The sequence below is a fragment of the Nocardia vermiculata NBRC 100427 genome, from assembly GCF_001613265.1.
GTDB classification, from domain to species: Bacteria; Actinomycetota; Actinomycetes; order Mycobacteriales; family Mycobacteriaceae; genus Nocardia; species Nocardia vermiculata.
In genome coordinates this window covers 1-21,967 of sequence record NZ_BDCA01000018.1, presented here as the reverse complement: position 1 = coordinate 21,967, position 21,967 = coordinate 1, and the positions used below count along the sequence as shown (strand labels likewise).

At 66.6% G+C, this 21,967-nt stretch carries 19 protein-coding genes; 4 read left to right on the top strand and 15 right to left on the bottom strand.

Annotated features, from left to right (window positions below; translation table 11 throughout):
- From NV2_RS18955 to NV2_RS18915, 9 genes are all read right to left on the bottom strand, one after another.
- Positions 1-1,554, bottom strand: coding sequence for an MCE family protein (locus NV2_RS18955; protein WP_067876276.1), 1,554 nt, complete (start codon positions 1,552-1,554; stop codon positions 1-3).
- Complete coding sequence (locus NV2_RS18950) at positions 1,554-2,675, bottom strand: MCE family protein (protein ID WP_067876273.1); 1,122 nt, start codon at positions 2,673-2,675, stop codon at positions 1,554-1,556. Before NV2_RS18950 ends, NV2_RS18955 begins: the two co-directional genes overlap by 1 nt.
- Before the next feature lie 5 nt (positions 2,676-2,680).
- A complete protein-coding gene (locus tag NV2_RS18945) occupies positions 2,681-3,931 on the bottom strand; it encodes an MCE family protein (protein WP_373863585.1) in 1,251 nt (416 codons plus the stop codon).
- Positions 3,928-4,962, bottom strand: coding sequence for an MCE family protein (locus NV2_RS18940; RefSeq protein ID WP_067875977.1), 1,035 nt, complete (start codon positions 4,960-4,962; stop codon positions 3,928-3,930). The genes NV2_RS18945 and NV2_RS18940 overlap by 4 nt, the downstream gene beginning before the upstream one ends.
- Positions 4,963-5,985 carry an MCE family protein gene (locus NV2_RS18935; RefSeq protein WP_067875973.1) on the bottom strand — a complete coding sequence of 341 codons (1,023 nt, stop codon included), beginning with the start codon at positions 5,983-5,985 and terminating at the stop codon, positions 4,963-4,965. It abuts the gene before it with no gap.
- Positions 5,982-7,160, bottom strand: coding sequence for an MCE family protein (locus tag NV2_RS18930; RefSeq protein ID WP_084475058.1), 1,179 nt, complete (start codon positions 7,158-7,160; stop codon positions 5,982-5,984). The genes NV2_RS18935 and NV2_RS18930 overlap by 4 nt, the downstream gene beginning before the upstream one ends.
- Before the next feature lie 13 nt (positions 7,161-7,173).
- Positions 7,174-8,019, bottom strand: a complete 846-nt coding sequence (locus NV2_RS18925) for an MlaE family ABC transporter permease (RefSeq protein ID WP_067875967.1) — start codon at positions 8,017-8,019, stop codon at positions 7,174-7,176.
- Between the two features lie 12 nt (positions 8,020-8,031).
- Entirely contained in the window at positions 8,032-8,829 is a 798-nt protein-coding gene (locus tag NV2_RS18920) for an MlaE family ABC transporter permease (RefSeq protein ID WP_067875964.1), read from the bottom strand.
- Positions 8,830-9,079: 250 nt separating this feature from the next.
- Positions 9,080-10,066, bottom strand: coding sequence for a DUF2804 domain-containing protein (locus NV2_RS18915; RefSeq protein WP_067875961.1), 987 nt, complete (start codon positions 10,064-10,066; stop codon positions 9,080-9,082).
- Between the two features lie 181 nt (positions 10,067-10,247).
- Between NV2_RS18915 and NV2_RS18910 the strand changes: the two genes are divergently transcribed.
- Positions 10,248-11,105 (top strand): 3-hydroxyacyl-CoA dehydrogenase, encoded by an 858-nt coding sequence (locus NV2_RS18910; RefSeq protein WP_067875959.1) that lies wholly within the window; start codon positions 10,248-10,250, stop codon positions 11,103-11,105.
- Positions 11,106-11,136: 31 nt separating this feature from the next.
- On the opposite strand, the gene NV2_RS18905 is transcribed toward NV2_RS18910, so the two are convergent.
- Genes NV2_RS18905 through NV2_RS18895 form a run of 3 tightly spaced genes read right to left on the bottom strand, consistent with a single transcriptional unit; the run spans position 11,137 to position 13,315 of the window.
- A complete protein-coding gene (locus NV2_RS18905; protein WP_067876270.1) occupies positions 11,137-11,622 on the bottom strand; it encodes a nuclear transport factor 2 family protein in 486 nt (161 codons plus the stop codon).
- Between the two features lie 14 nt (positions 11,623-11,636).
- Positions 11,637-12,485, bottom strand: coding sequence for a TIGR03619 family F420-dependent LLM class oxidoreductase (locus NV2_RS18900; RefSeq protein WP_067876268.1), 849 nt, complete (start codon positions 12,483-12,485; stop codon positions 11,637-11,639).
- Between the two features lie 8 nt (positions 12,486-12,493).
- Positions 12,494-13,315 (bottom strand): SDR family NAD(P)-dependent oxidoreductase, encoded by an 822-nt coding sequence (locus NV2_RS18895; RefSeq protein WP_067875957.1) that lies wholly within the window; start codon positions 13,313-13,315, stop codon positions 12,494-12,496.
- Positions 13,316-13,494: 179 nt separating this feature from the next.
- On the opposite strand from NV2_RS18895, the gene NV2_RS18890 reads away from it, so the two are divergent.
- Positions 13,495-15,558 carry a CocE/NonD family hydrolase gene (locus NV2_RS18890; protein ID WP_067875954.1) on the top strand — a complete coding sequence of 688 codons (2,064 nt, stop codon included), beginning with the start codon at positions 13,495-13,497 and terminating at the stop codon, positions 15,556-15,558.
- Positions 15,559-15,568: 10 nt separating this feature from the next.
- Here NV2_RS18890 and NV2_RS18885 read toward each other — a convergent pair whose 3' ends face one another.
- The gene (locus NV2_RS18885) at positions 15,569-17,113 is read right to left on the bottom strand and encodes a long-chain-fatty-acid--CoA ligase (RefSeq protein WP_067875951.1); all 1,545 of its coding nucleotides are present in this window, start codon (positions 17,111-17,113) and stop codon (positions 15,569-15,571) included.
- Between the two features lie 191 nt (positions 17,114-17,304).
- Here NV2_RS18885 and NV2_RS18880 point away from each other — a divergent pair, with 191 nt between their 5' ends.
- Positions 17,305-18,495: a PucR family transcriptional regulator gene (locus NV2_RS18880; RefSeq protein ID WP_067875949.1), complete on the top strand. Its 1,191-nt coding sequence runs from the start codon at positions 17,305-17,307 to the stop codon at positions 18,493-18,495.
- A 203-nt stretch (positions 18,496-18,698) separates the two neighbouring features.
- Positions 18,699-19,007, top strand: a complete 309-nt coding sequence (locus NV2_RS18875; RefSeq protein ID WP_067875946.1) for a hypothetical protein — start codon at positions 18,699-18,701, stop codon at positions 19,005-19,007.
- Between the two features lie 16 nt (positions 19,008-19,023).
- Here NV2_RS18875 and NV2_RS18870 read toward each other — a convergent pair whose 3' ends face one another.
- Positions 19,024-19,845: a YceI family protein gene (locus NV2_RS18870; protein ID WP_067875943.1), complete on the bottom strand. Its 822-nt coding sequence runs from the start codon at positions 19,843-19,845 to the stop codon at positions 19,024-19,026.
- Positions 19,842-21,967: MFS transporter (locus tag NV2_RS18865; RefSeq protein ID WP_067875941.1), on the bottom strand; the 2,126-nt coding region annotated here is incomplete at its 5' end. The genes NV2_RS18870 and NV2_RS18865, both read right to left, overlap by 4 nt.

The following is a 21,967-nucleotide window of genomic DNA, read 5'->3' as shown; positions in this document are numbered from 1 at the left end:
CTACGCATGCCGCATCAGGTCCTTCCAACTGTCCGGCCGCGCCGTGGCCAGATCCTGCTGCCGGTACATGGTCCCGTCGGGCGACAGGTAGTTGCCCGTGTGCGGATCGTATCGAGCGACTCCGACGGAGGGCGCGGGCTTTCCGGTCGTACGCTCCGGCACCGCAGCGGGCGCTGCCGGAGCGGGCAGGCCCGGAATCGGAGGCAGTTGCGGAAGCGGCAACTGCGGCAGTTGCGGTAGCTGCGGCAACTGTGGGCCCGGCGCGGGCGGGGCGGGTGGCGGAGGCGCATCCCACCGCGAATCGGGCGCCACCCCCTGCGATTCCAGATTGGGGTCACGCGGGTAGGGGCCCACCACCGGCTGATCCGGGGCCAGCGGCACGAATTCCTCGTCGCTCTTGCACATCTCGGCCGTCGGTGCCCGCTTCCCCGGCACGGTCGCACACGGGAAGTTGCGGGCGCCACGTACCGCGACCGAGGAGTCCTGCGGCAGTTTGCAGTAGATGTCGTCGGGTGTGTCGATGGTGGTGGTGTCCGACGGGTCACGCCACGCCGACGGCGGCAGGAATCCGACCGTGCAGGGCGGCGGGGCGGAGGTGCCGCTGATGCGGAAGTCACCCAGACCCAGCCCCTGCGCGTTCTTGGTCGGCTGCACCGATTGCACGATCGACACTTCCGGTGGCAACAGCACCAGAATCTGTTCCAGCCCGGCGTGATACGTCACGCCCAGCTGCGCGATCGAGGTCAGGTTCGACAGCAGTACCGGAAGGGTGAGCTGCACCGAGTCGAGGAGTTTCGTCGCTTCCTGTGCGGCACCGGGCCCCTTGTCCAGCAGCGACCGCACCTGCTGGTCGTCGGCAGCGACCTGACCGGTGACGCCGGCGAGGCTGCGGGCCCAGATCCGGATGGCATCGGCGGACTGGTCCTGCGAATCCAGCAGGGGTCGCGCGCCTTCCAGCAGCGCGCGGGTCGTGTCGCCGGTCCGGTCGGCGTCCGCGGCGAGGGTGGAGGCCGAATCCAGCAGTGATCCCAGGTCGTAGCCGGCACCGTTCACACCGGTGAACATTTCACCGAGCATTCCGTGCAGCTTGTCCTTCGGGATACTCGCCACCATGCTGTCCAGGCTGTCGAGCATGGGACCGACGGGCTGCGGCACGGTGGCGTGGCGGACGTCGATCACCGAACCGTCGTGCAGATACGGCGGTTCATCGCTGCGCGGGCGCAGGTCGACGTACTGTTCACCGACGGCGGAGACGCTGCGGACCTGTGCCTGCAGATCGGCCGGGATCCGGCGGCTACCGTCGATGGACATCGTCGCCCGCACCCCGTCGTCGGTGAGGGCGACCGAGGTGACCTTGCCGATCTGCACGCCACGATAGGTCACGTTGCCGAAACGGTAGAGCCCGCCGGATTCCGGTAGCTGCAAGGTCACCTCGATCCGGCCGGCCCCGGCGAGGGTGGGCAGTTTCATGTACTGCACGCCCATCGCCACCAGGCCGATCACCGCGAGGATCGCGAAGATGACGAGCTGCGCTTTCACGAACCGGGTGAGAATCATCGACCGCCTCCGTTCGGTGCGGGTGGATCCAGTGGCGCGCCCAGCGGATCGTTGGTCTGCTTGCCGTATCCGGGATCCCCGACCATGGCCTGCACCACCGCGTTCGGATCGCCCCACGGAGTGCCGAGCAGCAGTTCACGTTTCAGGCGCGGCACAGTGAGGTCGATGGTGGCGAAGAGATTGATGTAGTCACCGCGGATGCCGTGGTCGATTCCGTACTGCCCGTAGGGGAACACCATCAGGAAATCCAGTGCGCTGCCGATCTTGGGTGCCACGTCGGCCAGCTGCTGCAGCGCCGGCTCCAGATTCCGCAGATCGGTGAGCAGATCCGATTGCACCTGCGTGATCACCCCGGTCGCGGTATCGCTGAAGGTGCGCAGCTTGTCCAGCGCAGTGGTGATCTTGGGGCGTTCGGTCAGCAGTACATCGAGCGCCGGACCGACCCGTTGCAGCGTCTCGCTCACGGTATCGCGCTGCTGCGCGAAGGTTTCCGCCATTCGGTTCAGCTGGGTGACGGTCGAGAGCAGATTCTCGCGCTGTTGGTCCAGCACGGTCATGAAGGTGTCCAGCCGGGGAATCAGATCGTGGATCGCCCCTTCACGCCCGGAGAAGGCGGCGTTCAGATTGTGAATGATGTCGTTGATCTGCCCCATACCGCCGCCGTTGAGCACCACCGACAACGAAGCGAGCGTCTGTTCGGTGGAGGGGTAGGTCGAGGTCTTGTTCAACGGCAGGGTCGCACCGGGCTGCAATCGTCCGGTGGGCTCGGTACCGGCCGGCACGTTCAAGGCCAGGTGGGTGGATCCGAGCAGACTCGTCTGTCCCACCGTCGCAACGACATTGGCGGGCACCGCGACATCCGGTTGGACGGATATCTCGACATCGGCGTGCCAGCCGTGCACCGTGACATCGCCGACGCTGCCGACCGTGACATCGTCGATCAGCACCGGTGCGTTGGACACCAACGTGCCGACATTCGCCAGCTCCACGTGATAGGTCGCGGCGTCGGGGCCACGGCCGGTAGCGCCGGGCAGCGGCAGTGCATCCACCCCGTGCCACCCACATCCGGTGGCGGTGAACAGCACACAGGCTGCCACGCCGAGTATCCGCCTGATCATGACGCTCACCTTCCCCACGGCTGGAGCAGATCACCGACGTTGTGCGCTGCCGGGAGGCCGGGCTCGTGCTCGGTGACCTTCGGCATCAGGCCGGGTTCGCTGTAGATGAGGTTGTCCGGATCCGGTGCCGGGCCGGTGACCGGATCGAACGGGAACGGTAGATAGTTGAAGGCGAGCAGCGGCAGAATCGGTCCGAGATATTTCCGGCACTTCTCCCCCGATTCGGCGGCCGTGGCATTCTCGATACTCGCCACCCCGGAGCAGATGAACTGCATCGGATTGGAGAAGTTGTTGAGCTCGAAAGCTCCGGCCTCGGTGCCGGTGTCGGGGTTGTAGATGTGATAGAAGTTCGCGATGCTGTTCGGCGCGATATGCAGCAGATTTTCCAGGTCACCGCGATGATCGACCAGATTCTGGGTGACGTTCGCCAGTCGTTGGACCTGCTCACTGGCCTTGTCACGGGTCCCGGCGACGAAGCGCTGGACCTCGCCAACGGCCACCGACAGGTTCTGCAGCGCGGCATCGAGATCGGATTTGCTGTCGTCGACCACGCTGGACAACGTCGCCAGCCGATCCTCGAATTGCACGATCTGGGCACCGCTGCCCTGGAGCGCGGCGACGAAGGTCTGCAGATTGCGCAGGATGTCGACGATATTTCCGCTGCCGTCGGCGAGCACGCGGCCCACACCGGACAACTGTGCCAGCATCCGGCGCAGCTTCTCACCGTTGCCGCCCAGGGCATCGGCGGTGCTGTCGATGAAGCGGCCCATGGAACTGCTCGACGCGCCGTCCTGCGGCCCCAAACTCGTTGCCAGTTTGGTCAACTGGGTTTTGATCTCATCCCATTCGACCGGTACCGCGGTGCGTTCCAGCGGGATCTCCGCGTCGTCGGCGAGAGTCGGCCCGCTGGTGCGATAGGCCGGGGTGAGTTGGACGTAGCGGGCGGCGATCAGGCTCTGGGCGACGATGACGGCCTTGGCATCGGCCGGAATCTGCACGTCGCGATCGACATCGAGCACCATCTTCGTGGTGGCGCCCTGCGGTTCGATCGAGGCGATCCGTCCCACCCGCACCCCTGCGACCCGGACGTCGTCACCGGGGTAGACCGCGGTGGCGGTGCTGAATACGGCGGTGAAGTGCTTGGGCCCGAACAGGGCTCGATAGCCCACCACACCGCCGGAGACGACCACGGCGACCACCACCAGTGCGGTGACTACTCGGACGATCCAGGTCTTGTTCATTGCAGGCTTGTTCATCGCGGCGGCTCCGGATGCGGTATCGGGAACGGGGCCGGCGGATTCACCCCGAAGGCACGGTCGATGAACGGCTGAATGTCCTGTCCGTCGATCAGATTCGCCACGTAGGCGTTGTAGAAGCGGCCACCGGATACCGCTTCGCCCTGGGTGAGCGCCACTTTCGCGTAGCCGGGGATGGCCTTGCCGATGTTGTCACGGTTCTTCTCCAGCAGCGCGGTGACCGAATTGAGCCGGTCCAGGGTGGGCCCCAGCTTCGCCTCGTTGTCGGCGACCAGTCCGGACAACTGCTGGGAGACCGCGGCGGTGTTGGCGAGCAGCTCCACGATCTCCTGGCGGCGCTGGGCCAGCACCTCCAGCAGCGAATTCGCGTTCAGGATCAGCGCATTCACCTGACTGCTGCGCTCGGAGAGCACCCCGGTGATGGTCTTGGCGCTGTCGAGCAGTTCCCGCAGGGACTGGTTGCGGCTGTTGATCGTCTGCGACAACTGGGTCAGACCGTCGAAGGCCGGACCGACCTGCGGAGCGATGCGATCGAGTGTCTGCGACAGCATGTCCAGCGACCGATTGAGCGCATCGGTATCCACCGCGGCGGTTGTGGTGGTCAGATCGCCGACCGCGTCGGTCAGCGAATACGGCGCCGAGGTGCGGGAGTCCGGGATGGTGTCCAGCGTTCTCATCCGGCCGGGACCGGCGGATTCCACGGTGATGTTCCGCTTGCCGAGCAGGGAGCTGGTTTTGATGTGCGCCGAACTCTCGGTGCCGAGCCGAACGGTCGAGTCCACCGAGAACGTGACCCGGGCATCGCCGTCGTCCAACTCGATCTTCTGCACATTTCCGACCTGTACGCCCGAGACGATCACATCGTCACCGACCGACAGTCCGGCCGCCTCGGCGAACAGCGCCTGGAAGCGCACCGTGGTGCCGAGCGCCAGAAACTTCTGCGCCTGCAGGCCGATCGCGATCAGGCAGACGATGACCACTATCCCGACCAGGCCGGGCCGTATCAGGTGAGCGCCGCGATAATGCAACATTTATGGTGCGCACCTTCCTGTCTCGGTCTTGATCCAGGGCAGCTGAACCACCTCCCCGTTCGGGTCGCTGACCCGGATGGTCAACCCACAGACGAAGTACTGGATGAAACTGCCGTAGGACCCGGTGCGGGCCATCTTGCGGAAGTTCTCCGGCGCTCGCTGCAGGGAGCTGTCGATCTTGTCGGAGTCCGCGTCGACGGCCGGCGCGATGGTCGACAGATGGTCGATCGTGGCGGCCAGCGGCGGACGGGCCTGAGTGAGCAGATCGGCGACCGTGGCCGTTCCGGCGTCGAGCGAGTCGATTGCCGCGCCGATCGGGTCCCGCTCCTGCGAGAGCTGGGTGACCAGCTGTTCGAGCTTGTCGATGGCGTCGGAGAACTGGGTTCCGCTGTCCGACAACGTCTTCATCACTTGGTTCAGGTTCTCGATCAGCTTGCCCACCACATCACTGGTCCCCGCCAGCCGGGAGGAAAACGACGCGGTCCTGGTCAACAGCGAGTCGATCGTCCCCTCCTGCCCCTGCACGATCTGCACCAGCGACCAGGTGAGCGAGTTGACGTCGTTCGGATTCAGTCCCTGCAGTACGGGTTTCAACCCGCCGAGCAGCTGATCCAGATCCAACGCCGGTGTCGTCTGCTGCAGTGGGATCTGTGCACCGGAGGACAGCACCCGGGTGGATCCGGGACCGTCGGCCAGTTCCAGGTAACGGTCACCGACCAGGTTCAGGTACCGGACGGCGGCCTTCGTGCCACCGGTGAGCACGATGCTGCGGTCGGCGTCGAAGTCGACGACGACCTTGTCGTCGTCGCGCAGGTGCACGCCGCGGACTTTGCCGACCTCGACGCCGGCCACCCGCACACTGTCACCGGTGTGTACTCCCGAGGAGTCTGCGAATACGGCCGAATAGCTGTTGGTGTCCCCGCTGCGGTACTGCCCGAAGACCAGGACCAGGAAGGCCGAGAGCAGCACCATGACCACCGCGAAAACGGTGAATTTGATCAGCGGCGCACTACGGGGGGTCATCGCGGAGCTCCGTTCGGTGCGGACGCGGCAGCCGGCACACCGCCGAAGAGCATGCTCTGCAGCAGCGGCACATTGAGGCGCAGGCCCCGGTTGGTATTCGGGAACGGCACCGCGCCGTCGTCGACGATCAGATATTTCGGATGGGTGTTGTACTCGACCGGAAGCACCGAACACTGCGGTCCGCCGGTCGCGGCGACCTTCGGCAGATCGCGCGGATACTGGTACGGCTCGGCACCCCACAGGAAGTTGACGGTCAGGCCCATGCCGGGTAACTGCACCGGCGGCACGTGGTCGAGATAGTCCAAGCCCTCGATCGAGCACTTCAGTCCGGGACCGTATTCGTTGAGCAGTTCGGCGGTCGGCACCAGCAGATGTGCCATCGAGATCAGCTGATTGCCGTTGTCGCCTACGACCCGGTTCCCCACCTCGCCCAGGCCGATCGCACTGACCAGCAGGGCGTCGAGGTTCTGCTGCTCGTCCACCAGGGTCCGGCTGATCTTGGTGGCGTTACCGGCCGTGGCTGTGATGTCCGGGGCGGCATCGGCGTAGGACGCCGCGACGTTCGGGGCGACGTCGAGCTCGTGGCTCAGATCCGGCAGTGCCGGTTGTACTTTGGCCAGGAACGAGTCGAGGTCGGTCAGCATCCGCCCGACCTGTTCCCCGCGGCCGTCGGTGGCGCTCGCGAGCGCGCCGAGGGTCTCGTTCAACTTCTCCGGTTCGACCTGCCCCAGCACCGCAGTCAGCCGTTCGAAGATGGTATTGATCTCGACCGTGACGTGATCGGAGTCGAAGATCTGCCCGGCGTGAATCGAGGCCGTCGAACGCTGCAGGGGCGGCAGGAATTCGATGAACTTGGCCCCGAATGCGGTGGAGGCAGCGATATCCACGGTCACATTCGACGGAATCCTGCGCACCTGATCGGAAGAGATGGCCAGCCCGATCTCGGCGGTACCGTCGGGCCGCTCGGTCACATCGGCCACCTTGCCGACGGTGACGCCACGCATCTTCACCTTCGCGTCGGGATACATCACCAGCCCGGCGCGTGGCGACCGGACCGTGACCCGCGTGGTATCGGCGAAGCCGTCGCGGAACATCACCGCCGCCAGCGCGATCACCGCCACCAGCGCGGCGATCGATATCAGGCCCACCAGCGGGCGAACAATACTGCGAACCATGCCGTTCCCCTCCCTAGCCCGACAGGTTGAAATTGCCGTTGGAGCCGTAGATCGCCAGGGAAACCAGCAGGGTCACCGAGACCACGGCGATCAGCGAGGTCCGTACCGCGTTGCCGACCGCGGTACCCACCCCGGACGGACCGCCGGCGGCGAAGAAGCCGAAATAGCTGTGTATCAGCAGAATCGTCAACGCCATCAGAATCGCCTGCACGAACGACCACACCAGGTCCAGTGGATTGAGGAAGGTCGCGAAGTAGTGGTCGTAGAGTCCCGAGGACTGCCCGAGCAGAAAGACCGTGGTGACCCTGCTGGCCAGGAAGGATCCGACCACCGCCAGCGAGTACAGCGGTGTGATGGCGAGCATCCCGGCGACCAGACGCGTCCCGACCAGATAGGCGATCGGTTCGATCGCAATCGATTCCAGCGCGTCGATCTCCTCGTTGATTCGCATCGCGCCGAGCTGAGCGGTGACACCGGCACCGAAGGTGGCTGCCAAGCCGATACCGGCCACCACCGGTGCGGTGATGCGGACATTGATGAACGCGGACAGGAATCCGGTCAGCGCCTCGATGCCGATATTGCCCAGTGAGCTGTAGCCCTGCACGGCCAGGGTGCCGCCGGTCGCCAGTGTCAGGAACGAGACGATCACCACGGTGCCACCGAAGACCGCCAGACTTCCCGAGCCCATGCTGAATTCGGCGATCAGGCGCACGGTTTCGCGCTTGTAGCGCCAGGCCGCCACCGGCGCGCCGAGCAGTGCCCGGATATAGAAAATGGTGTGATCACCGATGCGTCCCAGGCCCTCCACCGGGCGACGCACCCGGCGGACCGCACGCGGATACCGCGCTTGCACAACCACGGTCGTCTCCCCTCACCTGGTCGTCATCTGGATGCCGATCGCGGTGACCACGACATTGATGACGAACAACGCCACGAAGGCCAGCACCACGGTTTCGTTCACCGCGTTGCCCACCGCCTTGGCGCCACCGCTGACGATCAGCCCGCGATAGCAGGCGATGAGGCCGGCGACCAGTCCGAACAGCAGCGCCTTGACCGCGGAGATCACGACCTCGCTCAGCCCGGTGAGCAGGGTGATGCCGTTGGCGAAAGCACCGGGATTGACGTTCTGCACGAAGACCGAGAAAACGTAGCCGCCGACGATGCCGATGATGCAGACCAGGCTGTTGAGCAGCAGCGCCACCAGCCCGGAGGCCAGCATGCGCGGAGTGACCAACCGCTGTACCGGATTGATGCCGAGAACCTCCATCGCGGAGATCTCCTCGCGGATGGTGCGGGAGCCGAGGTCGGCGCACATCGCTGTCGCCCCCGAGCCGGCCACGATCAGTACCGTCACCATCGGCCCGACCTGGGTGACGGCGCCGAATGCGGCGCCGGCCCCGCTCAGGTCCGCCGCGCCCAGTTCGCGCAGCAGGATGTTGATGGTGAAGCTGACCAGCACCGTGAACGGGATGGCCACCAGCAGGGTCGGAACGAGCGACACCCGGGCGACGAACCAGGACTGCTCCAGGAATTCCCGGCCCTGAAACGGGCGCCGGAACGCGAAAGCGACCGCATCGGCCGACATGGCGAAGAAGCCGCCGACGAGCTGCAGTCCGCCCGCCGACCGTCGCGACATCTTCCGGGTCCAGCCCGGTTGTGTCATCGCCATACCGCCCCCAGGTGCGGACCTGCCCCGAATCGATCGGCGGCGTCGCGGTTCCCATGCATCATCGACCGTCCCCGCTCCCGTAGGCATTGCCATCAGTCACCGACCGTCGGCGTCGAACCCCCAGGTCTGCCCGGGTCTACTCCTCGACAACGGTGTCGGAAATCTCATTCTCGGTTTCGATAATGCTACATCCAGAGAACAAGAACGCAATAGCAATTGCGAGCAGGTGACGTTTCGGATGAGCGGCCGGTCACCAGCGGTTCCGAGCCTCCTCCGCCCAGCCGGTGAGCCCGTCCAGCACCACCCAATCACCTGCGTCGGTTCGGGCCCGGCCCGAAAAATGACCGAAACACTGATGGGTGTCGTTGGACAGCACCCCGAGTGCGGTACGCGACGCCCGCACGTGGAACGGGGTGAATTCGACCTCCACTCGTGGGCCGGCGATCCGCCACGGTCGCTGCCAGTCGGAGCGGTCGTAGTCCCAGTCGAGCTCGTCGCCGATCTTGTGCAGGCGTCCGTCGACGAACAGGGCGTTCTCGGTCGAGCCGGTGCCGTCGGTCCAGGTGCCGCCCAGCTGAATCGCAAGTCCCGCACCGCATCCGGCCGCCCAGTTCCACTCCGCCGAATACGGCCATTTACCCCGGCCGTGATCGAGGACCCCGAAGCCGCCCTCGAGGACATGTGCGACACCGTCGACCGTCACGGTGCCCGACACCGGCCGGCCCAGATCTTTCACGGTGTACTGGAAGCGATTCGCGCTCCACGGCACCACCACCCCCAGCGATTCGTGACCGGACGGCGCTTCGGCCCGCAGGTCGATATCGACCCGCTCGGTCGTCGCATGAATATCGGTACCACCCTCGTCGTTTCGCAGTTCGATCACGATTCCCGCAGCCCGCCCCGACGCGGTGCCCACACCGCTGCGGTCCGGCAGCGACACCCCGCGACCGAACGGTGTCACCACATCGGTGACGATCTCCTCGGCGCTGTGGCGGTCGAGAATGTAGATGCCCTGCAGCCCTGCATAATCCAGCGACGTGAGCACGATGCCGACGACGAGATCGTCGGTGACGATCCCCCAGTACTCCCAGCGCTTGCACCGCCCCCAGCCGCGCAGATTCGCCCGGTGCAGCGGGTGTCTGGTCCAGCCCACCGCCTCCGGATTCAAACGTCCTCGCGGCGTGCATAATTCGACTGCCTGAGTAATCTCGCGTTCCGCCGCGGCAGGCTCGGTCATCTGCTGTCTCCTTCATCGCTTTCTCGGTCGGGCCGGTGCCGGGAACCGGCCCCGGATGCGTTTACCATGAGTATGCTCACCAGCCGCAACCGCCGACGTCGCGACTCGGACGTTCGACCGAGACGGGTTCGGCTCGGGCACCGGACGACTGCGGCACCACCACCGGCAGAACGGAGCCGTTATGACCAGCATCCGCAAGGTAACCGTCCTCGGAACCGGAGTCCTCGGTTCCCAGATCGCCTTCCAGAGCGCGTTTCGCGGATTCGACGTGACCGCCTACGACATCAGCGACGAGGCCCTCGCCGCGGCCCGCGACCGCTTCGACGCACTGGCCGCCACCTACCGCGACCAGGTCGACGGCGCCGGCGACGGTAAAGCCGAGGCCACCGCGGCCGGTATCGCGCTGACCGCCGATCTCGCCACGGCCGCGCAGGCGGCCGATCTGGTCATCGAGGCGGTACCGGAGGTGCTGTCGATCAAACAGGACACCTACCGCAGGCTCGGCGAGCTGGCTCCCGAACACACCATCTTCGCCACCAATTCCTCCACCCTGCTGCCCAGCGATATCGTCGACTCCACCGGCCGGCCGGACCGCTTCCTGGCACTGCACTTCGCCAATCAGGTGTGGCATTTCAATACAGCCGAGGTCATGGGCACCGCACACACCGATCCGGCGGTGTACCGAACAGTGGTCGAGTTCGCCCGCGCGATCGGCATGGTGCCGATCGAACTGCATCGCGAGAAGTCCGGTTACGTGCTGAACTCCCTACTGGTCCCGCTGCTCAATGCCGCGATGGGCCTGGCAGCGGGCGGTTTCGCCGAGCCGGAGGCGGTGGATGCCACCTGGCGCATCGGTACCGGCGCCCCCGCCGGTCCGTTCCAGATTCTGGACATCGTCGGACTCACCACCCCGTACAACATCCTGGTCAACAGCGGTGCCGAGGGGGAGAAACTGGCGGCCTGGCTGAAGTCCGAGTACATCGACAAGGGCAAGCTCGGTCTCGCCAGTGGTGAGGGGTTCTACCGCTACCCGGCCTAGCCGGGCTCCGCTGCCCGGACAGCGGACGGGCTCAGTCGTCCTGCTCCTGCGCGAAGGTTGCCAGCAGTTCGCGAGCCTCGGCCCCACCGTCCAGCAGCCGACCGGTCCGGCGGGCGATGTGCCAGCCGTCGGCCTCGCGGCGCAGCTGCAACCGGTGCACACTCGCACGCAGCACCTGGAACCGGTCGCCGTCCCGCAACACCAGCAAGGATTCGAATACGGCCAGCGCGCTGTCACCGTCGATATCGACGCGGGCCGGGCCCTGGAAATGCGCGGAGCCACCGGTGATGAGCTTGCGATGAGCCGACGACTCGACCATCGCGCGGACCTCGTCGCGGCCGCGCATATTCCAGCCCTCGACCTCGTATTCACCATCGGCACACCACAATTGAGCGGTGGCATCGGCTGAACCGCTGTCCACCAGCGGGCCGTAGGAGGCGATCAGCCGGGTAATGGCGAGCTCGTCTTCGACGCGGCGCAGCCGGCTCAGGATCTCGTCGAGTGCGTCGGTTGCCATGCTGTGCTCCTCCGTCATCGGTTCAGCAGATCGACCAGGGCGGCCATCTGGTCGCAGTAGTGTTGCGCCGACCGGGCGGAGAATGCGCAACCGGCCAAGGTGGCGCCCGCATCGGCCAGCCCATCCATTCGGCGCCGCACCCGATCCGGCTCCCCCAGCGGATCCAGTGCCCCCGTCGGGAGCACCACCTCGAACTCTGGCGGTGCGTCGACCTGCGACAACATATTCTTCAGGTAGTCCCGGGAGAGCCCGAACGGCATCCAGCCGTCCCCGTGCCGCACCGCGCGCCGCAGTGACCGCATGGTGCGTCCGCCCACCCAGATCGGCACCCGCTCCTGGATGCCGGCCGGTTCGACGATCATCCCGGAGAAGTTGTAATGCGTTCCGGCATACGATGGTTCGCGTACCCCGAACGATGCCCGGAGCGCCGCGATGGCATCGTCGGTGCGATCGCCACGACCGTCCCAGGGCGCGCCCAGCAGCTCGAATTCTTCCTCGAGCGACCCCACCCCGACACCGAGCACCACCCGGCCTGCGCTGATCCGGTCCACCGTCCCGTAACGCTTGGCGATCTCCAGCGGGTGGTGGTACGGCAGTACCAGCACCGAGGTGGCCAGCCTGATCCGAGTGGTACGGGCGGCAAGGTAGGACAGCGTCGCCACCGGATCCCAATAGGTGGAGCCACGCATTTCCGCGCCCTGCACCGGGACCGCGGTGTGCTCGCTACAGGTCATGTGGTCGAACCCGAGTCGGTCGGCGGCCTCCGCGATGAGCGCGAGGTCCTCGATACCGGCGTCGATTTCCCAGTCCGAACGTTGCGCCGGCAGCTGCACCACGATCGGCGACGAGAGCGCCGGTCGCAGAGGCATGCTCACTTACTGCCCTCGAGCCCCAGCAGGCGCTGCATCCGGCGGTGTGAACCGAGCACGATCTTCGCGCGATCGGGACCACTGCTCAGTGTCGCGGCCTCGCCGTTACCGCCCGCCACGAAGACCGGGCCGTTGGCCAGGTTCTCCAGGCCCTCACGCGCCACATCCACGGGTTCGGCCACCCGCATCCCGGGCACATCGAAGTTCAACCCGACGCGCTCCATCGCCGGTGTGCGAGTGACCCCGAGTACCAGGTGCAGCACATCGACATTGTGCTCACGCAGCTCGAGCCACAGGCTTTCGGCGAAGATCCGCAGGTAGGCCTTGGATCCGCCGTAGACGGTATGGCGCATCGAACCGCTGTAGCCGGTCAGCGACCCCACCAGGACGATGCCACCGCGCCCCCGCTCGCGCATGCCCCGGCCGAAATGGTGGGCCAGTGCCAGCGGCGCGGAGACGTTGAGCGCGTTCATCCCGGCGAAGGCGTCCAGATCACCATCGAGGAATTCGGCACTGTGGGTATTGGCCCCGGCGTTGAAGATCAACAGACCCACCTCGATATCGGAGGTGGCCTCCGCTACTCGTGCGGGCGCGTCGGCGGCGGTGAGGTCGACCGCGACGGTACGAACCTGCACGCCTCGCGCGCGCACCCGATCGGCGGTCTCGGTCAGCGGGCCCTCACGGCGCGCCAGCAACACGATATTGATCCCGGACGCGGCGAGCTGGTCGGCGAACTCCGCACCGACCCCTTCGGAACCGCCGGCGATGACGGCCCAGGGCCCGTAGCGATGCGCATCGATGGTGGTGTTCGGTTCAGTCGCCATGCTCCGACCATAACGACCACAGGTTCTCTGTCAGGGACTACTCCCGCTCACCGGAAGCGCAGCTCGGCGGGGGCGGAGGGGGTGCGACACCGGGTCCGCGTTACCGGACTTCCCGGTAGCGGATTGCTATCGTCGATGACCGGCCCAGTCGTGCGTCAATCCAACCGAGAAGGGGCGTGATGTTCGGGCAGCTGCGTTCACGCAAACCCGTGGTGCCCGTACGAGCCCTGATTGCCGTTGCGGCAGTGGGGCTCTCCGTCACCGCCACCGCGCTGTTCGGTGGCCCACCGGATGCGCCGGGCCCCCACCTGGCCGGCCGTGAGGACCAGTGGACCGCGGTACACGACGGCCCGCAGCGATACCCCGAGGTGCATCTGGACTCCGGGGTGCCGATTCGGATGAGCGACGGCGTCGAACTGAAGGCCAATGTCTATCGTCCGGTGGACGCCGCGGGCGCGGTGGTCACCGAGCCGCTGCCGACGGTCGTGAACCTCACCCCCTACAACAAGCTGATGACCGATCTGATCGGTTCCGCGGTGGAGGATCCGCGACTACAGCCGCTGGTCATGTCCCTGGTCGGGCAGCTGAATCTGTCCGGCACCCCGATCAGCAGCTTCGGCGATCTGCTGCACGCCCTCGACGGCGGGACCGTCCCCACGGTCCTCGGCCTGGACCGTGACCTGATCCGCAGCGGCTACACCCTGGTCGTGGCCGATGTGCGCGGCACCGGGCAGTCCCAGGGCACCTGGCAGACCCTCGGCGACCGAGAGCAGCTCGACACCCGAGAAGTGATCGATTGGGCTGCCGCGCAACCGTTCTCCGATGGGAAAGTAGCGATGAGCGGCGGCTCCTACGCGGCCATCAATCAGTTGCGGGCCGCCGAGGACGCACCCCCGGCACTGCGCGCCATCTTCCCGGTGGTCCCCGGCAACGATCTGATGCGTGATGTCGTCGCACCCGGCGGTGGGGTCGGCACCACCTTCCTGCCGATGTGGCTGCAGACGGTCAACCAGCTCAAGCTGATTCCCGATCCGAAGTCGCTGTTCGACGGCACCTTCGACTGGAAATGGCTCAGTTCCCGGATGGAGGATCCGGCCACCAACGTCGACCTGCTGGCCCAGGCGCTGCTCTCGCCGTCGATGACCGATATGCCCCCGGCACTGTCCGACGCCCTGGACGACGGCAGCGATTTCCGCAAGGCCATCATGGGACATCCGGAGCGGGTGACGGTACCGGCCTTCGTCTACGGCGGATGGCACGACATCTTCGCCAACAGCGCGACCGAGATCTACCACAAGATGACACTGCCTCCCGGACAGAAACAACTCGTGGTGGGCGATACCTACCACGCCAACCCCGGCGCCGGCACCGGAAAGCCCGGTGCCCCGCCCCGGCTGGAGGTGCTGCAGCGGGCCTGGTTCGACAAGTGGCTCAAGGGAATCAACAACGGGATCGACGGCTACGGCCCGATCGTGGTGAAGGAGCAGGGCGGCGACTGGGTCACCCTGCCGCAGTTTCCGCAGCCCGGTGTCGAGCACCGTCGTGTCTATCTGAGCGCCGCGCCCAGTGGTACGACCGATTCCAGTGCACACGACGGATCACTGAGCGCGCAGCCGCCCGCCGACGTGGCCTCGTTGACCGTCGCCCCCGGACTGGCCACCGCGTGCTCGCGAGACTCGGCCCAGGCCTCGGCGGGTTCGGGCGCGATACTCGACGCCTGCGCCAAGGACTCGCGAATCGCCGAGCACGCGGCGCTGACCTTCACCGGCGCGCCGGTGACCGAGCCGACCGTGATCTCCGGGCCGATCGACATCCATCTGCAGACCGTCCTCGACGCCACCGACGGATTCTGGAGCGCCACGGTCAACGATGTGGCGCCCGACGGCACCTCCACCGCCCTGACCACCGGCCAGCTCACCGTTTCCATGCGTGCGGTCGACGAGGCGCGCAGCGAACGATCCGCCAACGGCGACTACACGGTGCCCTTCCACCCGATCACCGCCGCGTCACACCTGCCCGTCACTCCGGGTGAACCGGTCGGAGTGGATATCGCGGTGATCGCGACCCAGGCTCGGTTGCAGGCCGGTCACCGGCTACGGATCGATCTGTTCGCCGCCAATGCCCCCAAGGCCATGCCGTTTCGCCCGATGCTCAACGATTCCGAGCTGAAACCACAACATCTGCGCCTGGACCCGGCGGCACCGAGTTTCGTCAACCTCCCGACCGACCGGCCCCTCGGCTGAACGTCCGGCCTCAGTTCACCTGGCTGCGTCCGGCGCCCCAATACCGCTTGCGCAGTTCCCGTTTGAGGATCTTGCCCGCACCCGAGATCGGCATCGAATCGACCAGTTCGATGGTGCGCGGCGCCTTGTACCCTGCGATCAGGGTCTTGGTGTGGTCGCGGATCTCCGCGGCGGTGACACTGGCCCCGGCATGACACACGATGACCGCATGCACCCGCTCACCCCACTGCTCGTCCGGTACTCCGATAACGGCGCACGCGGCGACCGCGGGGTGCGCCGACACCGCATTCTCCACCTCGGCGGAGTACACGTTCTCACCACCGCTGACGATCATGTCCTTGACCCGGTCGACGATGAAGACGAATCCCGCCTCGTCCATGTAGCCGCCGTCACCGGTGTGCATCCAGCCGCCGCGCAGCGCCGCCGCGGTTTCCTCCGGCCGGTTCCAGTAACCGAGCATCATGTGCGCACCGCGCACCAGGATCTCGCCGACGGTGCCGCGCGGCAGTTCGTTGCCCTCGGCATCGGCGATGCGCACCTCGGAGTGCGGCGCCGCCCGGCCGGCCGAGCGCAAGGTGCGCTCGACATGGTCGTCCGGACCGAGAAGTGTTGCCACCGGGGATAGTTCGGTCATCCCGTAGGCCTGGGCGAACCGCGCCTGTGGGAAGGTCCGCAGCGCCCGTTCCAGTACCGACTGTGCGATCGGCGAGGCGCCGTAGATGATGCCCTGCACACTCCCCAGATCGAACTCCCCCACCCGCGGGTGGTCGACGACGGCCTGAACCATCACCGGCACCAGCAGCGTATCGGTGACCTTGTGGTCGGCGATCGCGGTCATCACCGCCACCGGCTCGAAGGCCGGAACCATCACCTGGGCCCCGCCCATGATGATCTGGGTGATGCAGCCGGCCAGGTCGGCCAGATGGAACATCGGCGCAGCATGCAGGTAGCGGGCACCTGGCTGGGCCAGGAATCCCGTGGACTGGCATCCCAGGGCCGACACCTGCAGGCCGGTGTGGCTGAGCACGACACCTTTGGGATGACCGGTGGTACCGCCGGTGTAGAAGATTCCGGCCGGCGCGTCACCACCGCGGCGCGCGTCCTCGATCGGATCCGAGGTGGCGATCAGGTCCTCGTAGGAGACCATGCCCTCCGGCGCCGGACCGTCACCGCAGTGCACGACCGTGCGCAGCACCGGTGCCGCCTCACGCAGCGCCGGGACCATCGGCGCGAAGGCATCGTCGACCAGCAGGACCGCGGTCCCGGAATCCACCAGCGAGTAGGCGATTTCGGCCGGACTCCAGCGAATGTTGACCGGATTCAGCATGGCGTCGGCCCACGGCACGGCCAGCAGGTATTCCAGATAGCGGTCGCTGTTGAGAGCCAGGATGCCCACCCGGTCGTCCGCGCCGACGCCCAACCCCCGCAGCCCCGCAGCGACCCGCGCGATCCGGTCTGCCGCCTCCGCGAAGGTGCGGATGCGGTCGGCGCAGATCGTCATGACGCCGTGCGGGTTCTGTTGGACTGCGCGGTGCAGGCCCTGGGTCAGATACATGCGAATCCTTCGGTACTCGGCTGATGCCCTGTAGCCGGGCGCCGATCACAGCGACTGTGACGCCGGCCACCACGGCGGACAGTGTCGAGTGTGCTCGGCCGTCGGGCCGGCGGCCATGGGTACGGTGCCGAAGTCCGGGTCTCCAGTTTTGTTGGTTTCTCCAAATCGGGCGACGTATCCTCGGCTCTGTCATGAGCCGCCCGCACTCCGAACCTCCCGCCCCCGGCCCGGTCACTGCCACCGCCCGGCAGCGAGTGCTGGCTCGGATGCGCCTGGAACGCGACGATCTGGCCGCTCGCATCGTCGAACGGGCCCGGACGGAGATTCCCGACTACCGCGACATCGATACCGCCGACCTGCTGCCCACCACCGCCGCGATCATGGACCGATTGTTCGCCGCGCTGGCGGACGAGCCGGGCGCCGAACTGCCGGAAGTGGCACAACTGACCGACTACGGCCGGCTCCGGGCGACCCAATCGGTATCGATCGAAGGGCTGCTGCGGTCGTGGCGCTTGGCCGAACGCCTGCACCTGGAAACACTCACCGCGGTGGCCGCCGACTGCGACGCGGATGATGCGGTGCTGCTGGAGATCACCCGCGATCTACTCGCCCTGGTGGACTGTGCCGCGGCGTCGTTCTCCGATGCCCATCGCCGAATTAGCCGCACGCGCGCCGAGCAGGACCGGGATCGCCGCGCGGAATTCACCCACGCCGTACTCACCGCCACCGTATCGGCGACCGAGCTGACACTGGGACTGCAGCGCTACGGATTGCGTGACGACCGAGAGTATCGCGCGTTTCGTGCCCGCGCGGATTCGCTGCCGCGACACGAATTCGACCGTCTGCTGCGACCGGGTGGCGGCCAGATCTTCGGCACGATCGTCGACGGCGACTTCGCCGGATTCACCGATCACATACCGCCGGCACCGGACACCGCGCTGATCGCATTCGGCCCCGCACGGGCACCGGCCGAACTGCCGCAGTCGTTCCGGCTGGCCGGGCGAGCGCTGGCCACCGCCTCCGCACTGGGCCGCACCGGTGCGTGCGATTTCGACGAGCTGGGACTACTCCCCGGGGTGAGCGCCGATCCCGAACTCGGCGCCGAACTGGTGCAGCGCTACCTGCGGCCGCTGGAGCGCAGCGGGTCGGCGACCGTACTGGTCGACACGCTGGCGGTATACCTCGACACCGGGATGCGCGTCGAGGCCACCGCACAGCGGCTCATCGTGCACCCCAACACGGTTCGCTACCGGATCGGGCGTTTCGAGGAGCTCACCGGCTGCGATCTGCGCCGCGCACATGTGGGCGCCCAGGTGTGGTGGGCGATCCACTACGAGCTGATGACACACACCGCAGCGAAGTCCGACCCTGCGAATCAGTGAAGTTTCGGCTGAAATGCCGTGCGGTTGCTCCACGTTGGCTTACGCTCGAACAGTCCCGGTTGCCCGGGGCTTGCAGGGCGGGTCGCCATGCCCACAGCGTCCCGCTGTCGCAACATCAGGTCAGATGGGGGCTGCGTCCCCGACAGCCCCCATCGCCCCTGGACAGAAGCCACGATACGGAACAGCGATAGATCGAGGACTGCATGCGCGGACACCACGCCCCCTCGCCCGCCGAGCGATTGCTGGCCGAGATCTACCAGGCCGGCTACTCCTCCGTCGACGATTTCATCGACAGGCTCCGGGTGCGCCCACGCAACCTTCCGCGAAACGCCGGTACACCGGTCGTCAGCGTGTCCGGCGGCGCCGGCGCGTCGTTCATCGACCCCACCGCGGACACCACCGAACTGTACTTCGGGGGCGTGGACTGGGACAGTGTCGATCCCTTCGCCGACACCACGGAATTTCCGGCCATCCAGCGCGTCTGGGTAATCCCCGAACGTCACGCCAGCTGACCGGCCCGGGTCCGCATCACATCTGCGGCAGCGAATCTCCTTGCACGAGCTCGATGTCGAGATCGATCTTGACTGTCGTGCCGATCGCGGCCACCCCGGCACGCACCATCGCGTTGTAATCGATCGCGAAATCATTGCGGTGCAACAAGGTTTCGGCGTGGAAGGCGGCGCGCACGCCACCCCACGGATCCGGGCCCGAGCCACCGTAGGTCAGGTCGAGCTCCACCGCGCGGCGTTGACCGTGCAGTTCCAGTTCGCCCGCCATCACCCAGGAGTCGGAGCCGGTACGGCGCAGGCCGGAACCGGAGAAGCCGATGACCGGATAGTTCTCGACGTCCAGGAATTCGCTGGAACGCAGGTGGTCGTCGCGCATACCGATACCGGTATCGATACTGGCCGCCTTGATCTCGGCGAACCCCGTGGTCTGCTCGAAGTTCCGAGCCACTTCGAGGCGGCCGCTGACTTCCGGGAACCGCGCCTTGATGCTCGCGATACCGAGGTGACGAGCGGTCGTGACGACGGTGGAATGCACCGGATCGATGGTCCAGATCCCGGGTGCCGGGGTACCGACGGAATCGGCCTCCGGCTGCAACGAGACGGCGCCCAGTTGCCCACTGCCGGAAGCGGATATGCGCGCAATCTGCGCGACCGGCTGATAGCCGGGCGCGGTCACGACCGCAGTGTGCATACCGGCGGGCAGCGACTCGGTGGCCGCCGCCCCCGTCTCGTCGGCGACCGCGCGAGCGAGTTGACGACCGTTCAGATCGGTCACGGTCAGCAGTGCGCCGGGCACCGGCCAGCCGTCCGGATTGCGAACCTGTGCGGACAAACCGCTCATGACAGCTCCGTGTTCTTGTCGAGACCACCGGGTTCGGCACCATTGTGCCGGATCCCGTTCTGTTCACCGTTCCGTACCGCGGCACCGTTGGTTGCGGCGGGAGCGGCAGAAATTTCGGCCGGCTCGTCGTAGCCCAGTCGCACGTCATGGGTGACCTCGCCACCCCCGACGGTGACCCGGCTCGACACCGGCGGATAACCACTGGCAACCACCGTGTATTCGCCCTCGGCGAGATCGGTCAGCACATACTGGCCGTGCTCGTCGGTACGTGTGGTTCCCAGCGGCTCTCCCGTACGGTCCAGCACCGTGACCTGCGCATCGAGCACCGCACTGCCGTCGGCGAGCACGGTTCCCGACAGCATCGCCATCGACGCCAGCTCGATGTCGTGGCTGAGCAGGCCACTGTCGGGGACCACCAGCGCGGTCGCGGTCGGGCGCATGTGCTCGGCCACCGCGACCAGCGTATAGGTGCCGGAGACCACGCCCTGGCACACATAGCTGCCGTTCTCGGTCGTGACGGCGGCGCCGACGACCTCACCCCGCAGATCGGTCAGTGTGACGGTCGCACCGGCCAGCGGCCGGCCACCGGCCCGTACCACGCCCGACAGTTCTCCGGAGCCCTGCAAGGTAACGTCCACCTGCTGGTCGCGTCCGTCGGCGGTGACATTGACCGCGGCGGGCTGATGGCCGTTGGCCGAGACGATCAGCACGAAGCTACCGCTGCCGGGCGGCGCGATCGAGTAGCGACCGGCGCTGTCGCCGGTGGCCCGCGAAACCTGGTGCCCGCGCTGATCGATCAGGGTCAGCGCCGCACCGGCAACGGGCCTGCCGTCGGCCCGGCTCACCTGGCCGCCGATGATGTGGTCACTGCCGTGGGAGTTGACCACAGGGGAATTGGACATCGCCGAAACCTCCGCAATTCGATCTGTTTCGTGACCGTCGGCTGTAGGCCGACCCGCCGCGGACCCGGCCGGATCCTCGGGCGCCGAGGTGGGCACCGGAGCATCCTGCAGCGGGATCTCTTTCATGAACAACATGACGATGCAGGCCAGCAGGGCCACACCCGCCGCGGCGTAGAACACCCCGTGCATCGAGTCGGTGAAACCGATCAGGATGGGATTCCTGATCTGCTCCGGCAGTGCGGCGATACCCGCGGTATTCGCCTGCAACTGATTCAGCTTGTCGGTGTCGAGTCCGGCAGGCAGGTGGCCACCGAACGCATCGGTGATCCGGTGTGGCAGCAGGTTGAACAGGATCGTCAGGAACACCGCCACGCCGAGCGTGCCGCCGACCTGACGGAAGAAGGTCGCCGACGCCGTCGACACACCCATATCCGAACGCGGACCGGCGTTCTGCGCCGCGATGATCAACGTCTGCATACAGCAGCCCAGTCCCAGGCCGACCAGCGCGCCGATCGCGAGTACCTGCCACATCGGGCTGTCGAACAGCAGTTGCGCGTAGAGCACCGCGCCGACCGTCACCAGAAACGTGCCCACGACCGGGAGAATCTTGTATCGGCCGGTGCGCTTGACGACCTGCGCGGAGATGACGGAACCGACCATGATGCCCAGTACCAGAGGCAGCATCAGCAGTCCGGCTTCGGTCGGTGAATAGCCGCGCACCACCTGCAGATACAACGGCACCATGCTGATCGCGCCGAACATCGCGATACCGACGATGAAGCCGCCGATCATCACGACCGAGAAGGTGGAGTTCTTGAACAGCCGCAACGGAATGAGCGCGGCGTCCTTCATCAGAAATTCCACACCGATGAACAGCACCAGGCCGACCGCGCCGATGCCGTAGCAGACCAGGGAGTTCGTCGAGCCCCAGCCCCAGCTGCGGCCCTGCTCGGCCACGATCAACAACGGCACCACACAGATCGCCAGCGCGATCGCACCCCACCAGTCCACCCTTACCTTCTGGCGCTGATGCGGAACGTTGAGCACCTTCGCCACGACGGCGAGGGCGATCACGCCGATCGGCACGTTCACCAGGAACACCCAGCGCCAACCGTCGATACCCCACAGCACGTCGTAGTCGGAGAACAGGCCACCGAGTACCGGTCCGAGCACGGTCGAGGTGCCGAAGACCATCATGAAATAGCCCTGGTAGCGGGCCC

Coding starts and splice junctions, on each gene's coding strand:
- NV2_RS18905 (WP_067876270.1), bottom strand. CDS start 11,622: ATGGCAACCGACGCACTCGACGAGATCCTGAGCCGGCTGCGCCGCGTC.
- NV2_RS18930 (WP_084475058.1), bottom strand. CDS start 7,160: ATGGTTCGCAGTATTGTTCGCCCGCTGGTGGGCCTGATATCGATCGCC.
- NV2_RS18870 (WP_067875943.1), bottom strand. CDS start 19,845: ATGAGCGGTTTGTCCGCACAGGTTCGCAATCCGGACGGCTGGCCGGTG.
- NV2_RS18940 (WP_067875977.1), bottom strand. CDS start 4,962: ATGTTGCATTATCGCGGCGCTCACCTGATACGGCCCGGCCTGGTCGGG.
- NV2_RS18935 (WP_067875973.1), bottom strand. CDS start 5,985: ATGACCCCCCGTAGTGCGCCGCTGATCAAATTCACCGTTTTCGCGGTG.
- NV2_RS18880 (WP_067875949.1), top strand. CDS start 17,305: ATGAGCCGCCCGCACTCCGAACCTCCCGCCCCCGGCCCGGTCACTGCC.
- NV2_RS18945 (WP_373863585.1), bottom strand. CDS start 3,931: ATGAACAAGCCTGCAATGAACAAGACCTGGATCGTCCGAGTAGTCACC.
- NV2_RS18875 (WP_067875946.1), top strand. CDS start 18,699: ATGCGCGGACACCACGCCCCCTCGCCCGCCGAGCGATTGCTGGCCGAG.
- NV2_RS18950 (WP_067876273.1), bottom strand. CDS start 2,675: ATGATCAGGCGGATACTCGGCGTGGCAGCCTGTGTGCTGTTCACCGCC.
- NV2_RS18885 (WP_067875951.1), bottom strand. CDS start 17,113: ATGTATCTGACCCAGGGCCTGCACCGCGCAGTCCAACAGAACCCGCAC.
- NV2_RS18910 (WP_067875959.1), top strand. CDS start 10,248: ATGACCAGCATCCGCAAGGTAACCGTCCTCGGAACCGGAGTCCTCGGT.
- NV2_RS18920 (WP_067875964.1), bottom strand. CDS start 8,829: ATGGCGATGACACAACCGGGCTGGACCCGGAAGATGTCGCGACGGTCG.
- NV2_RS18890 (WP_067875954.1), top strand. CDS start 13,495: ATGTTCGGGCAGCTGCGTTCACGCAAACCCGTGGTGCCCGTACGAGCC.
- NV2_RS18895 (WP_067875957.1), bottom strand. CDS start 13,315: ATGGCGACTGAACCGAACACCACCATCGATGCGCATCGCTACGGGCCC.
- NV2_RS18915 (WP_067875961.1), bottom strand. CDS start 10,066: ATGACCGAGCCTGCCGCGGCGGAACGCGAGATTACTCAGGCAGTCGAA.